General features: G+C 39.6%; 11 protein-coding genes. 5 read left to right on the top strand and 6 right to left on the bottom strand.

The features are described from left to right. Positions 1-179 precede the first annotated feature (179 nt). The 3 genes from WG954_RS03210 to WG954_RS03200 all read left to right on the top strand — a co-directional run bounded on the left by WG954_RS03210 (position 180) and on the right by WG954_RS03200 (position 4839). On the top strand, positions 180-3602 hold the full coding sequence (locus WG954_RS03210) for a PAS domain S-box protein (RefSeq protein WP_340433618.1): 3423 nt from the start codon (positions 180-182) through the stop codon (positions 3600-3602). 1 nt (position 3603) lies between these two features. Continuing rightward, on the top strand, positions 3604-4239 hold the full coding sequence (locus WG954_RS03205) for a response regulator (protein WP_340433616.1): 636 nt from the start codon (positions 3604-3606) through the stop codon (positions 4237-4239). 111 nt (positions 4240-4350) lie between these two features. Continuing rightward, entirely contained in the window at positions 4351-4839 is a 489-nt protein-coding gene (locus WG954_RS03200; RefSeq protein WP_340433613.1) for an asparaginase domain-containing protein, read from the top strand. A 24-nt stretch (positions 4840-4863) separates the two neighbouring features. Here the strand turns inward: WG954_RS03200 and WG954_RS03195 are convergent, their stop codons facing one another. Both WG954_RS03195 and WG954_RS03190 read right to left on the bottom strand, forming a co-directional pair. After that, the gene (locus WG954_RS03195) at positions 4864-6474 is read right to left on the bottom strand and encodes an amidohydrolase (protein ID WP_340433612.1); all 1611 of its coding nucleotides are present in this window, start codon (positions 6472-6474) and stop codon (positions 4864-4866) included. Between the two features lie 39 nt (positions 6475-6513). Then, positions 6514-7071, bottom strand: a complete 558-nt coding sequence (locus WG954_RS03190; RefSeq protein ID WP_340433609.1) for a 1-acyl-sn-glycerol-3-phosphate acyltransferase — start codon at positions 7069-7071, stop codon at positions 6514-6516. 260 nt (positions 7072-7331) lie between these two features. Between WG954_RS03190 and WG954_RS03185 the strand changes: the two genes are divergently transcribed. Further along, positions 7332-9191 carry a phosphoenolpyruvate carboxykinase (GTP) gene (locus WG954_RS03185; protein WP_340433607.1) on the top strand — a complete coding sequence of 620 codons (1860 nt, stop codon included), beginning with the start codon at positions 7332-7334 and terminating at the stop codon, positions 9189-9191. A 49-nt stretch (positions 9192-9240) separates the two neighbouring features. On the opposite strand, the gene WG954_RS03180 is transcribed toward WG954_RS03185, so the two are convergent. Continuing rightward, positions 9241-9558, bottom strand: coding sequence for a heavy metal-binding domain-containing protein (locus tag WG954_RS03180; protein ID WP_182802431.1), 318 nt, complete (start codon positions 9556-9558; stop codon positions 9241-9243). A 148-nt stretch (positions 9559-9706) separates the two neighbouring features. On the opposite strand from WG954_RS03180, the gene WG954_RS03175 reads away from it, so the two are divergent. Then, a complete protein-coding gene (locus WG954_RS03175; RefSeq protein ID WP_340433602.1) occupies positions 9707-10960 on the top strand; it encodes a vWA domain-containing protein in 1254 nt (417 codons plus the stop codon). A 38-nt stretch (positions 10961-10998) separates the two neighbouring features. Here WG954_RS03175 and WG954_RS03170 read toward each other — a convergent pair whose 3' ends face one another. The 3 genes from WG954_RS03170 to WG954_RS03160 form a co-directional block, all read right to left on the bottom strand. After that, the gene (locus tag WG954_RS03170; RefSeq protein ID WP_340433599.1) at positions 10999-12507 is read right to left on the bottom strand and encodes a pyridoxal phosphate-dependent decarboxylase family protein; all 1509 of its coding nucleotides are present in this window, start codon (positions 12505-12507) and stop codon (positions 10999-11001) included. A 144-nt stretch (positions 12508-12651) separates the two neighbouring features. Next, on the bottom strand, positions 12652-13572 hold the full coding sequence (locus WG954_RS03165; protein WP_340433596.1) for a phosphate/phosphite/phosphonate ABC transporter substrate-binding protein: 921 nt from the start codon (positions 13570-13572) through the stop codon (positions 12652-12654). 173 nt (positions 13573-13745) lie between these two features. Further along, on the bottom strand, positions 13746-14408 hold the full coding sequence (locus WG954_RS03160; RefSeq protein WP_340433593.1) for a DUF3667 domain-containing protein: 663 nt from the start codon (positions 14406-14408) through the stop codon (positions 13746-13748). Between the last annotated feature and the right edge of the window lie 162 nt (positions 14409-14570).

Genomic DNA, 14570 nt, shown 5'->3' with positions numbered 1-14570 from the left:
CAACTGGCAAAACATTATTTCAGCAGAAAGGATTTTTATATTAATTTTTACTTGAATATACTGTCAGCCGTTGTAGTGTAAGTAGTACAAATAGTTTAAAGTTTACCGCTTTCTAAATACATTTTGTACTACAAATGCCATAAGTGTTTTAAATTACTTTTGTTACGTATCCAATATTAATGAATAGTATTGCACTTATACCCGAATCCTTCGAACTCAGCCAGCAACTTTATTACGTGCTGGTGAAGCCTGATGGTTATTATGCAGGAGGAAATCCTCATTTTTTCAGCCGTTTTGGTTTGAATGAAAAGAGAATTACAACTACTCATTCATATGAAACCGTTCATCCAGATGATCACACTGTTTATACGGCTGCAATTAAATCGGTTTTGCAAGAGCCAGGGGTAACAGTTTCAGTAAATTTACGCACAGCAATAGCTAATGAAGGTTACATTTCTACAAAGTGGGAGTTTAACTGTATTGAAGCAAATAATAGCGAGGAGTATTATATACAATGCATTGGATTTGATGTGGAGCAAAGTGTACTGGATATAACTTCAGAGAGGAGTACTACTCATAAAGAGGAAATGCTTGAACAACTTCTTTCAAATGGCATCGATGTCTTTTTCCTTACGGATGTAAACAACAATGTAAGTTATTGTTCGCCGAACGTAAAAAAAGTACTTGGTTACGAATCGGCCGAATTAATAGGCAAGAATGGTTTTTCTTTTGTGCATCCAGATGATCTGGATCTCGCAATTCACACTTTTAAACAGGAGTTAGAATATCCCGATCAGAACCGTGCTGTAGATATTCGTTTCAGAAAGAAAGATGGAGATTGGTTATGGGCAGAGGCAAAAGGAAGAAGCCTTTTTCATAATCCTCATATCCGTTCAATGCTTATTAACCTAAATGATATTTCATTACGAAAGCAATGGGAAGAGGCATTAAAGGAAAGCGAGAAAAGGTATAAGTCATTTTTTGACCATTTGCCTCTTCCGCTGTTTGTGATAAGTAATGATCATAAAACCATACTTGATGTAAACCAGTTTGCCATAGAACGTTATGGTTATAGCAAAGAAGAGTTCTTAGCTCTAAGCTTATGCAAGATCTTTGAAAAGCAGGTTAAATGCGAACATTTATATGATCTTTATAAAAGTAGCCAGCCGGTTGAACACCGCACAAAAAGTGGCGAAGTAATGTTGGTAACAATTGGCCGCCATGAGATCGTTCATTCAAATTTGAATGGGTATCTTTTGCAAATCAATGATGTAACAGATTCGTATCGTACTAATCGTGAAAATGAATTGGGTTTTGATATTTCAGAGATTCTTATTCAACCCAATCCATTAAATGAGAATCTGAAACTCGCTTTAAATAAGTTGAGATTATTTACTGGCTGGGAGCTTGCAGAAATATGGGTACCCGGATTTGACGCTGTTTATCTGCACAACCAGGTTTCGGATTTTGATGTGTCAGATAAAGAAATAGCCGCATTTGCAGAAACAACAAAAAACCATGTTTATTTACTGAGTGATTATGTGGCAAGTGATGTAAGCATTTCAAAAAAGCCTTTTTGGATTGAAGATATTTCGGCAAGTGAGTTTGAATTTAAACGGAAAGATACTGCGATCAGGTTCGGTTTTCAAACTGCATTAGCAGTTCCTGTTGTGAGTGAGAATACTATTGTTTGTTGTCTTTTCTTTTTAAACAGACAGCAAAAGAAAATGAACCGTAACGAAATAAATCTCATCAGTATACAAAGTAAATTATTTGGCGCAGAAATAGCCAAGCGCAAAAACAATTTGATGCTTGATCAGTTTTTTCTCATCAGCCGGGATATTCTCACAATCGCTGGTGTTGATGGAAGATACAAGCGTGTGAACCCGGCTTTCGAAGCTTTTAGTGGTTATACTGCCGAGGAAGCAACAGAAATTCACCCCTTGAGCTATGTGCATGATTATGATAAGCCTGCGGTGCTTGAGAAGCTACATGAACTTAGTCGAGGTGTTGTGATCCCTTACTTTGAAAACCGTATTGTTACAAAGACCGGTGAAACAAAATGGGTTGCATGGACAGCAACACCGTTGTTGAACGAAGGAATCATCATTGCATCCCATCGTGATGTTACTGCGCAAAAGGAAGCCGCAGAAGCGCTTAAAATCAGTAACGAACGTTACGAGTTTATCAAGAATGCGGCCAATGAAGCAATTTGGGATTATGATCTGCTTTCTAAATCCATAGTTCGCAGCAATAGCTATAAGCTACTATTTGGATACGATACAGATAATGAGCATTCAAATCTTCATTTCTGGGAATCAAAATTGCATCCCGAAGATGCAGCACGTGTGATGCACGAATTACATGCCTTTTTAAGTCAGACTATTGTAAGACAATGGCATTGTGAATATCGCTTTCAAAAAAGTGATGGCACTTATGCTTTTGTTTCAGATAAAGGTTATTTGATCACTGATAAAGATCAACTACCCATCCGGTTAGTTGGTACAATGCAGGATGTTACAGAACAAAAAGAATTTGCAGAAAAACTTAAGATTAGTAATGAGCGGTATGAATTGGTAACAAAAGCAACCAATGAAGCAATTTGGGATCTTGATCTTGAACAGAACAATATGACCTGGAGTGAAGGTTATCGTATATTGTTTGGTCATGGTTTTGAAGATGCTGACCAGGGATTGGATTTCTGGGAAACCAATATTCATTACGATGAACGTATAAGGGTAATCGATAGTTTCAATTTATTTCTTCAACAGCATACAACACCTCATTGGGAATGTGAATACCGTTTTCGTAGAAAAGATGGCTCGTATGCCAATGTGCTCGATAAAGGGTATATGATTTTTAACAACAAAGGGAAGCCGGTGCGTATTGTTGGTGCTATGCGTGATATAACAGAGCGTAAGAAACTGGAGAAGGAATTAATGCTGAAGGAACGCAGCCGCCAATTCCAGATAGCTCAGGCAGCAGTGTTTGCACAGGAGAAAGAAAGAGCAGAGATAGGGAAAGAATTGCACGATAATATTGGACAGCTGTTAACCACTACCAAGTTATATTTAGAGATGATGAAACTGAAACAGGCCGATCCTATTGAGTTGATCGATCGTGGAACAAAACATATCAACACTATCATTACCGAAGTAAGAAACCTGTCAAGATCTTTGGTTCCTTCAAGTATTAACGATCTTGGTTTGATAGCATCAGTAAACGATCTGATTGAAAGTTTCCGTGCGCTGGGCAGTTTTGACATCCGTTTTTTTGCATCCAATTCAATTGAAGAATGGATGGATGATACTATTAAACTCACGATCTACCGCATCTTACAGGAACAACTGAACAATATAGTTCGACATGCAGATGCAAAGAATGTAATGGTGGAAATGTTCCAGGAAGATAACAAGGTTTATCTTTTTATTGCCGATGATGGTATTGGGTTTAACCTGCAAACAGTAAAAAAGGGCCAGGGGCTCATGAATATAAAGAGCCGTGCTGAATTACAGGAAGGATCGGTAGAGATCCTTACAAATCCTGGTCAAGGATGCAAATTAGTTATTCAAATTCCTATTAATATTTTAAAAACTACATGAAATGGAAAAGATTACAGTTTTAATTGCCGACGATCATAAGCTTATTCGTGAAACATGGACTTTTATCCTAAATAGTGATCCACGCTTTACTGTAATTGCACAGTGCAGTAATGGTGAGGAAGCTATTGAAATGGCTCAGAAATTACGTCCGAAAATAGCTTTGTTAGACATTAACATGGCACCTATGAACGGGATTGAAGCAACGGAGCAAATCCGGAAGTTTTCACCTGCAACAAAAATTATTGGTGTATCCATGCACTCACAGCCGGCTTACGTAAAGAAATTATTGAAGCTTGGTGCAATGGGATATGTAACCAAAAACTCTCCGCAGCAGGAGATGTTTGATGCTATTGCAGCGGTGCATGAAGGCAAGCGCTATATCTGTGCCGAAGTAAAGACAATTTTGAGCGAGCAGATTTTTGAAGAAGAAAGCACAGGTGCAAACACACTTTCCACCCGTGAACTTGACGTCATTAAGTACATCAAACAGGGTATGTCTTCAAAGGAAATTTCAGGTGAGTTGAATATTTCACTTAAAACAGTGGAGGTACATCGTCACAACATCCTTAAGAAATTAAATTTAAAAAACAGTGCAGCGTTAGTGAACTATATTAACTCTTCAGGTTTAATAATTTGATGATTGCTACTGATTATGACCCAGGGGCGCCAACGGCGCCCCTTTTTTTATTATACTGCAAGCTATAGATTCTTTTTCTTTGCAAATATTCCCATCATTAAACAACTTGTCATGGCAGTTCGCATTTTTATTACCGGGGGCACTTTCGATAAAGAATACAATGAAATTACCGGACAGCTTTTCTTTAAGGATACGCATATGCATGATCTGCTGGAGATGGGACGTTGCCACGTGCCTGTCGAAATCCGTACGCTTATGATGGTTGATAGTCTGGAAATGACCAATGAAGACCGTGAGCTGATAGTTCATCAATGTATCCAATGTGATGAAGACAAGATCATTATTACACATGGAACAGACACCATGAGTGATACGGCAAAGGTGATTGCTCAAAAAGTGACAGATAAGACGGTAGTACTTACCGGTGCCATGATTCCCATCAAGTTTGGTAGTAGCGATGGCTTATTTAACCTTGGCAGTGCGCTGGCCTTTGCTCAATCTTTACCGCATGGTGTGTATGTAGCAATGAATGGCCGCTACTTCAATTGGGACAATGTGCGCAAAAACAAACAGACAGGTATGTTTGAGGAAGTAAAATAAAGCTTCACTAAAACCCTAAGGCAATTACTCTTTTTTCTCCAATGTTGGATAGGTGATGCCTAACTGTTCCAGGTATGTATTGTATTTTGATGGATCGTAATAGAACTTCTTCAACTGTGGTCTGAACTGTTCCATGATCTTTGTGTTTAAAAAAGTTGCAGGTGGCGTATTCTTCTCAACGAAAGGAATATACTTCACATCTTTTGTTTGCACATTTTTATGGTAGTCCCATGCATCATTAATGATTTTCGGATTGGTGAGCATATCAATTAATGTTGAGGCAAGTACTTTACTTCCATTGATCACCCCTTTGTGTGCAATAGGGGTTGCCATGGCAATGCCATCGGCCCAGTTATGACCAGGTGTTCCGGGAATGTTAGATGGATAACGTAAGACAACAGTAGGTACATTCCATGCAATATCAGCAATATCATCACTACCTGCGCCCCAAGAGAATTGCACAGGTCCGTTCAATGTATCGAGCTTTACAGCTAATCCATCAATTGCATTGCCACGTTGATCTTTTTTGGGCGCACTCACTAATTTTTGCACCGCTCTTGCCAATGCCTGGTCATCACTGCTCCATACAGGTAAACCAACAGTTTTAATATTCTTATACATTGCCTCAGCAATAGATTTATTAAAATGCCCCGGCCATGCAGTGCCCAGCAAACGATGTTTTACGGTTGTATTGGTCATCATGGCTGCACCATTTGCAATGCGGATACCATCATCATACATTGCTTTAATATCCTCATAAGTACGTTCACGGAAATAATACCACACAGCAGCTTTTGACGGAACAACATTCGGCTGATCGCCACCGTCAGTAACCACATAGTGCGAACGTTGCGTTGGTTTTAAATGTTCACGCTTATAGTTCCATCCAATATTCATTAATTCAACTGCATCTAATGCACTCTTACCACGCCACGGTGCACCCGCAGAATGGGCAGAGCTCCCTTCAAATTGAAATTCAACTGATACCAATCCATTGTTTCCTGCATCGCCCCAACTAACACCTAAATTATTACCAACATGTGTAAAGATGCAGGCATCAACATCTTTAAACAAACCATCACGAATATACCATGCTTTGCTTCCAACCAATTCTTCGGCAATACCGGGCCATATCATCAACGTGCCGGCTAATTTTTCACGCTCCATAATTTTCTTTACTTCAATGGCGGCGAGTATCACCAATGGTAAACCGGAATTATGTCCTTCACCATGTCCCGGTGCATCTTCAATGATCGGACTTTTATACGCAACCCCTGGTTTTTGTGAAGCCTTAGGTATACAATCCACATCACTTCCCAATGCAATAAATGGTTTGCCATTGCCCCATTTAGCGATCCATGCAGTGGGCATTCCTGAAACACCACGTTCAATTGTAAAACCGTTTTGTTCTAAAATTTTTGTGAGATAAGCACTTGTTTCTGTTTCCTGGAAACCAAGCTCAGCAAAACTGAACACCATATCAACCATTACCTGGGCATCTTTTGCTTTGCTGTCAACAGAATTAATTATTTCTTTTTTCCATGCTTCTGTTTTTGATGAAGGAACAGGTTTAGTTTGTGCAATTGATGTGTAAGAGAATAAAAGACAAAGAAAGCCCGTAAATATTGTTCTCATGCTGATTGGTTTTGGTATGATGAATTAAATTAATGAATACTAACCAAGATGTGCCATGCCCGCATCTTTATGTTTCCCTTCTATTGAAGCAAAGAATGTTGTGATCTGTTTAAAATCTGCTGCTTCATCGTTTGAAGGCAGAATAACCGGACCATAGATCACTTGCTTATTTTTAAAATCAAACCCTACTAACAGAATGGGAACCTTCGCCTCTTTAGCAATATAATAAAATCCTGTGCGTAGCTTGTCAACTTTCTTTCTTGTTCCTTCAGGGCTCATCGCTATACGGAATATTTCATGCTCTTTAAATTTATCTGCAACCTGATGCACCACTCCATGCGAAGAGGAACGATCAACCGGTGTGCCACCTATTGCACGAAAGAACCAGCCAAATGCACCATCAAACAACTCTTTCTTGCCAAGAAAATAAGCATGTTTAATAGGTGTTACATAGCGTGCAGCCAGGCCAACTACAACATCCCATGCACTGGTATGCGGCCCAACAGCAATCACCATTTTAGGTAGATGATCAGGAAATGTTCCGTTTATTTTCCAACCGTTTATTTTCCACCAAAGCGAAGTGATCCAGCCAACCATACAATGCGATTTTATGCTAAAAGGTAGGGTGAAAAAGGGAAGCAGCAAAAACTTATCAAATGTTCTGTTATTGAAAAATATTTCATGCCGATGATCAACTTTTCTTCCTTGCTATGCTGTAATAAACTGATGAGGATCATGAAAAAGTGCTGTAAACTCTATCTATTCATGCCGAATGATACAGATTGGACAGCACACTTACATCAGTCATCTTTTCTCAATCTTAATATTTTTTACTTGCGGTATCTAAATCGAATATTATGTTTGTCGCATCAAAACCCCGCAAAAAAATGATTGCTCCTAACAAAACAGAACTCAAAGAATGGGTGAAGAAAATGCAAGAGCATTTTGAACCCGCAGAAGTACTGTGGTGCAACGGATCACAAGAAGAATATGATCAACTTTGTCAACAGTTGGTTGATAAAGGAACGTTCATCAAACTAAACTCCGAAAAACGTCCTAACAGCTTTGCTTGTTTCAGTGATCCAAGTGATGTTGCACGTGTAGAAGATCGAACATTTATCTGCAGTACACGTAAACAGGACGCTGGTCCCACCAACAACTGGATGGAACCTTCTGAAATGAAACATATCCTTGAAGACCTTACAAAAGGGAGTATGCATGGCCGCACCATGTATGTTATTCCATTCTGCATGGGACCTGTTGGTTCAAAATTCTCACGTTACGGTGTGCAGATCACCGATAGTGAATATGTTGTTGTAAACATGCGTATCATGACACGCATGGGCGATGATGTATTAAAACACATTAACGGCGAATGGGTAAAATGTTTACACACACTTGGCGCACCATTACAGGAAGGTGAAACCGATGTGAAATGGCCTTGCAACCCTACTGTAAAATACATTTCTCATTTTCCTGAAGAACGTTTGGTGATTTCATACGGCAGTGGTTACGGAGGTAATGCGTTACTGGGCAAAAAATGTTTTGCGTTACGTATTGCGTCTGTGCTTGGCCGTGACCAGGGATGGTTGGCTGAACATATGTTACTGTTGGGTGTAGAAAATCCTCAGAAAGAAAAAACTTATGTTGCTGCTGCTTTCCCAAGTGCATGTGGTAAAACAAATTTTGCCATGATGATTCCACCAAAAGAAATGGATGGCTGGAAAGTAACAACCGTAGGCGATGATATTGCCTGGATACACAAAGGTGATAATGGCAGGTTATATGCTATTAATCCCGAAGCAGGTTATTTTGGTGTAGCACCCGGTACCAATGAAAAAACAAATCCGAATGCTATGGCCAGTATTAAGGCCAACACAATTTTCACCAATGTGGCAGTAACAAAAGATGGTGATATATGGTGGGAAGGAATGACCAAAGAAGTACCGGATGGTTTGATCGACTGGCATGGAAATCCTTACGATAAAAACAGTGGAAAACCTGCCGCCCATCCAAATGCAAGGTTTACTGCACCTGCCTATCAAAACCCGGCTATTGATGAAGATTGGGATAACCCCGATGGAGTATATGTTTCAGCGTTTGTATTTGGTGGAAGAAGAAGTACAGCAGTTCCATTAGTGTATCAATCTTTCAACTGGAATTTTGGTGTGTACCTCGCAGCAACCATGGGTAGTGAAATGACTGCGGCTGCATTTGGCGAATTAGGAAAAGTGAGAAGAGATCCATTTGCAATGTTGCCCTTCCTTGGTTATCACATGGGCGATTACTTTAACCATTGGTTGCAGTTTGGTCGTGACTTACCAAATGCACCACGCATTTTTGGTGTGAACTGGTTCCGCAAAAATGATAAAGGCGAATTTATGTGGCCGGGCTTTGGTGAAAACATGCGTGTATTGAAATGGATCGTTGAACGTTGCAAAGGACAGGCCAGTGCTGTTGAATGTCCTATTGGTTGGCGCCCACGTTATCGTGATCTTACATGGGATGGATTGGGCCTTGATAAATTTGCACGTGAACAGTTCCATGAATTACAACACATCGACGCTGAATTATGGAAACAGGAATTACTAGGTCATGAGGAGTTGTTCGAAAAATTGTATGACCGCCTTCCGAAAGAATTTTTATTTATGCGTCAGTTATTGTTGAGTGCGTTATGGCGCTCTCCAAACGAAGTGCTGGCGCCCGAAAGGCATTAATACAAAAGGAGCCGCTCACAGAGCGGCTCCTTATTTTTCCTGAAAGAATTTAGAGTTTTACTGCAGTGCCAGTTGCTACCACCATCAGCATACTGCCACCACTTCCTACCGTTTCAAAATCAAGATCAATACCTACCACTGCATCAGCACCTAATTGCTGTGCTTTTTGCTGTAATTCAACCAACGCATTTTGTCGGGCTTCTTCAATTACACGTTCATACGTACCGCTTCGCCCACCCACAATATCACGGATGCCTGCAAACAGGTCTTTAAAAATATTCGCACCAATAATTGCCTCGGCTGTAACAATGCCAATGTATTGCTGAATTGGTTTGCCTTCAATAGTGGGTGTTGTAGTGAGTAGCATAGTTTTTTGTTTAAAGGTACAAAGCAGTTTGATGCGTTTTGTTGCCCGTTGTTACTCTTTTATAGGCTTTATTGTTAAAACCATGCAAACACTTTCTTTCACTTATGCATTTTTACAAGCCCGTGCATCAAAGTGAAAAATCAACGCTATGCAATCTTATCACAAACCATTACTGGCTGTTGCAGTTATACTGTCAGCTATTTCCATCGTTTCAGCATTTAAGGAACCAAAAAAACAGAGACGACAAACCAGAGCCCCGCAAGAACAGGTACAGCAATCTCCTGACGAACAAGCCCCAACTCAACAAAAACAAACCCTTCCTCAACAGAAGGAAATACTTTCTCCTCCAACAACAGATCAGAAAATACAGGTTGCCATCCTGCTTGATGTTAGTAATAGCATGGATGGATTGATCGACCAGGCAAAAGCTCAACTCTGGACAATGGTGAATACACTTGGTCGTGTGCATTGCGATAACAAGGCCAATCCAAAAATTGAAATTGCTTTGTATGAGTATGGCTCACCACGCAATGATGTACGCAACGGTTATATAAAACAGATCAATAATTTCATTACTGATCTTGATTCGCTTTCTGAAAATCTGTTTGCATTAACTACGGATGGTGGTGATGAATATTGCGGCCAGGTTATTTTCAAATCGATACAACAATTGAAGTGGGATGCAAACCCCAATTCGTACAAAGTAGTTTTCATTGCAGGTAACGAAAGCTTCCGTCAGGGTAGTGTCAGTTTTACACAAGCATGTACTGAAGCAAAAACTAAAGGCGTGATCGTGAACACTATTTATTGTGGCGACCGTCAGCAAGGCATTCGTGAGTACTGGAACCTGGTGGGGGAATGTGGTAACGGTAGTTTCAGTAATATCAACCAGGACCATAAGATCGAAGATATTGCAACACCTTATGATGATGAGATATTTAAACTAAATGAGAAACTAAATACAACTTACATCACCTATGGTGCAAGAGGTGGCGAATATTATAGTAAGCAACAAAAAATGGATCAGGCTAATGAAATGGTTAGTAAGAAAGCGGCCATCAAGAGAGCTGAAACAAAAAGCAATTCGAAAGTATATAACAACGCTGGCTGGGATCTGGTTGACCGTGCAGGAGATAATGAAGCAGAAATTGAAAAGATCGATAAGAAAACATTACCCGACAGTTTGCAGAATAAAACAACAGCACAACTGAAAGCAATCGTGAATGAAAAAAAGAAAGAGCGTGCCGCTATTCAAACAAAAATTATTGCATTGAATCAGCAACGTCAGAAGTTTATCAATGATCAAAAAACAAAGGACGCAACAACAGTTGTTACACTTGAAACAGAAGTTGAGCGCATCATCAAAGAACAGGTAAAACGGTTTAAGATGAAAGTGGAGTAAACACTTAAATTTATACTCGATGAAGAATGAAGAACAGGTTAGAGCTGCATGCTCGGTTCTTCATTCTTCATTTGCTTTTGTATTTTCCGCCCTTCTTTCACTATGATCTCAATGATCTCTTCAATATCTTTCTTTGATGTACGGAAGTTAACGATACAACCACGCAGGCAATATTTCGTTCCAATAACCCCATGAGATAAAAACACTTCACCACCTTGTTGCAGATCATTCACTAATGCTTCATTTAATTTGTTTAGATACGTTTCAGTTGCTTCACTGTAATTTTCGAGATTCAACGGAACGTAACGAAGGGTGGTAATACTCAGGTTTTGTGTAATAGCTTCCAGTTCGGGGTGCTGATCTGCTAATTGAAAAAATAATTTCGACAATTGAATGTCATCATTGATCATCTTGATGTAACCACTTCGACCCACCTGTTGCAACATCATCCAAACTTTCAATGCCCTGAAGCCACGTGAGTTTTGCAATCCATATTCATAAAAGTTTTGCGTGAGTGCTTCTTCATTATTACCGAAGTTAAAATATACAGGATGCGAACTGTATGTATCGATCAGATGATTGGGATCTTTCACCAATGTGCAACCAGCTTCCAACGGACTGTATAACCATTTATGTGGATCAAGTGCAATGGAATCTGCATCTTCAATACCAGCGAATAATTCTTTTTGTTCTGGTATAACAGCAGCAGGTATGCCATACGCTCCATCGATATGAAACCACAGATCATACTTTTTGCAAATAGCGGCAATCCCTTTCAGATCATCCACAACACCAGTGCTTACATCACCGGCAGTGCCAACAACAAGAAAGGGCTTCTTTCCGTTTTGCAGATCAGCTTCAATTGTTTCAACCAACACATCATTGTTCATTTTATTGTTTTCATCTGTAGCTATCCATCGTATTGCATTCATCCCATGACCAAATAATACCGCTGCCTTTTCAATCCATGTATGTGTTGTTTTGGGACAATAAAAAACCATATCAGCACCTGCTTTTGCAAGACCATCTGCTTTCAGGTTCTTTGGTGCTTTTGCTGTTCTTGCTGCCAGAAATGCCGTGAAGTTGGCCATGTTGCCACCACTCACCAGCACTCCACCATAAGATGGAGAAACACCAATAAACTCTGCCAACCATTTTACCGTTTGTTTTTCAATTGCAGTGGCCATGGGGCTTAAGATGTTTGCGCCAACATTTGGATTAACCGTTGCAGCAAGCAGATCGGCCAATGCTCCAATAGGTGCAGCAGACGAAGTGATATAGCCCATGAATTTTGGATGACCATTGAGCAAGGAATGATTCATCATCAACGCAGTTACTTTTTCTAACAACACCGGACCACTCGTTCCATGTTCAGGTAAAGAGGAAGAGCCTAAGATGTTTTGAATTTGCTCAGGCGTTTCACCGGTAGTAACTGGCCTTTGCTCAATGTTCCCGATGAACTCAGTAATACTGTCAATTAATTTGTAGCCCATTTGTTTGAACTCTTCTCGGTTCATTTCGATGGCGGACTCACGGTTAGTTGTCATGTACAAACTTTTAGCAGGTAAAAAAGTTGTTTTAAGAACGTTTGTGGTTAAGCGAGTGTTTTAATGGGTAGAGATGATTAACGGACAAGTAAGTTACTTCATTTATAAATGGGATGCAAGTAGTGATGGCGCTTCGAACCGTTCTTAATTCACGAACTGCTTTATGATCTTCGTCATCGTTTTTTCATCGCCTGATTGTTTGCGAAAAGGCATGTAATAGTTTTTGGGCAAACGGATAAATTGATCGGCTTGAGCTGCTTCACTCCAACCTTTTTTTACAGCTTCTAATGCGGATGCATTTTTATTGTGCAGGTCGAGTAATATTGTAATAATTGAATGACGGAGTGGTGCTGCAACACGGTTGTTGATGAGTAGTGGCCCCAATGGAATTTCAGGTGATAGCCATAGTAGTCTGATTTGTTTGGCACGGCTGCTATCTTTCAATAAATTGAAATATTCAGTACTGCCTACCGCAGCAATATCTGCTTTATCCAATATCACAGAATCGACCGCAGCTTTGTGATTTTTTCCATAACTCACTTTTTGAAAATCAGTTTCCGGATTTTTTAAACCAACAGAATTGAATGCTAACCTGGGAACAAGATTGCCGGATGTTGAGCCTGGGCTAACCAACATCAGTCTAAGCGAAGATGCAATCGGTTTTATGTCACGCAATGTGTCTGCATTAAAGCGATGAGCAATAATGATCGCTGTTTTGTAATTATCTTTTGCATTTTCTTTAATACGTAATACTGCATAAGGCTTCATAGGGTATGCAGTTTGGGAAGCTTCTAACATGAAATAACCAAAGCTGTTGATAAGAGCCAGGTCAACTTCATTTTTTTGAATCGCTTCAATCAGCAAATGAACTGTTTTATAGCTTTTCACCTCAACAGTTTGTCCTGTTTGAGCGGCGATATGATCTGCCAGGGGTTGAATATTTGCAATACGGTTGTTATCGGCGTACTGATAGGTTGCAATTATCAGGGTTTGTGCTTCAGACACAACTACTATCATCACAAAAAGAAAAATGAACCAATATTTTTTAGAATGGAAGGCTATCATGCTTTGAATGTTATAAATGGGAATACGTGCAAAAATACAACGGCCGTAACTGCCCCATATCCCATAAACATGTGATGCGATTCACCGGCTCTGGTAGTTTACCGGCAATGGGAATTTCTATATTGGTACTGGCGTAAGCATGAACGCTTTCCCGGTCATAAAGGCAATGATGTTTACCTCATTAACATGTAAATAATCACAATAACAGCAGTAAGCATCGATTGAATGATGTAAGAGCAAACGAAAACGGCCAAAGCATAAAGGATCGACTTCCACCAGGAAATTTTAAAAAACTGTTTATAACTGATTGCAAAGGAAAAAATCAATACAGATATAGAAAGAAAGGATAAGATCACGTATTGCGTATTCGTTGAGCTGATCAAAAACAACAAACTGGTGAAAATTGCCAGTGTATTACTTTGCGAACTGCTTGCAGCGTGCAACACAATGTTTTCGGCATAATTATATTTCCTGTTTCGGCCAATAAACAACCAGGAGAAAAAAGCAAACAGTGGAATAAGTATCAGTTGAAAAATATTATTATACTTCTGTAATAAAAGAGCGACTGATTGCTGAATTCTTCCCAGCTCAGTACTTGGGGGAATATTGTTTACCTTATTCATGGTAACAAAAGTTTTTTCAACAAGATTGGTTTGTGTAACCAGGAAGGTTGTTACACCCACAATGATCAGCAGGTATTGAAAAAGGTTGAAGTAACGCTTTCGTCTGCCTTCTACTAAGTCAAGTGCAACAATACCCGGTTTGCGGAGAATGCTCCAAATAAATGAAAAGATGCCTTTATCGGCATGTGTAAATACATGAACAAGTTCGTGCATTACATGAGCTACAGAATAACGATGAATAATTTTTTGCCCGCAGTTGTTACAAAATGAATTGTCGAATTGGGTTTGGCAGTTGAGACAGGTATGCTGCATTGGTTTTGATTGTGGCCCATATAATATATGTTCCTCAAAAACAGCAACGCCACTACATTTCTG

Origin of the sequence: Lacibacter sp. H375 (genome assembly GCF_037892425.1) — a bacterium.
In the GTDB taxonomy this organism is placed as follows: Bacteria; Bacteroidota; Bacteroidia; order Chitinophagales; family Chitinophagaceae; genus Lacibacter.
The sequence above is the reverse complement of the archived record's forward strand: the minus strand, read 5'-3'. Positions and strand labels throughout refer to the sequence as shown.

Excerpts from the sequence above, each read along its gene's own strand:
- WG954_RS03185 (WP_340433607.1), top strand. The coding sequence starts at position 7,332 with ATGTTTGTCGCATCAAAACCCCGCAAAAAAATGATTGCTCCTAACAAA.
- WG954_RS03190 (WP_340433609.1), bottom strand. The coding sequence starts at position 7,071 with ATGGTTGGCTGGATCACTTCGCTTTGGTGGAAAATAAACGGTTGGAAA.
- WG954_RS03200 (WP_340433613.1), top strand. The coding sequence starts at position 4,351 with ATGGCAGTTCGCATTTTTATTACCGGGGGCACTTTCGATAAAGAATAC.
- WG954_RS03160 (WP_340433593.1), bottom strand. The coding sequence starts at position 14,408 with ATGCACGAACTTGTTCATGTATTTACACATGCCGATAAAGGCATCTTT.
- WG954_RS03165 (WP_340433596.1), bottom strand. The coding sequence starts at position 13,572 with ATGATAGCCTTCCATTCTAAAAAATATTGGTTCATTTTTCTTTTTGTG.
- WG954_RS03170 (WP_340433599.1), bottom strand. The coding sequence starts at position 12,507 with ATGACAACTAACCGTGAGTCCGCCATCGAAATGAACCGAGAAGAGTTC.
- WG954_RS03205 (WP_340433616.1), top strand. The coding sequence starts at position 3,604 with ATGGAAAAGATTACAGTTTTAATTGCCGACGATCATAAGCTTATTCGT.
- WG954_RS03210 (WP_340433618.1), top strand. The coding sequence starts at position 180 with ATGAATAGTATTGCACTTATACCCGAATCCTTCGAACTCAGCCAGCAA.
- WG954_RS03175 (WP_340433602.1), top strand. The coding sequence starts at position 9,707 with ATGCAATCTTATCACAAACCATTACTGGCTGTTGCAGTTATACTGTCA.
- WG954_RS03195 (WP_340433612.1), bottom strand. The coding sequence starts at position 6,474 with ATGAGAACAATATTTACGGGCTTTCTTTGTCTTTTATTCTCTTACACA.
- WG954_RS03180 (WP_182802431.1), bottom strand. The coding sequence starts at position 9,558 with ATGCTACTCACTACAACACCCACTATTGAAGGCAAACCAATTCAGCAA.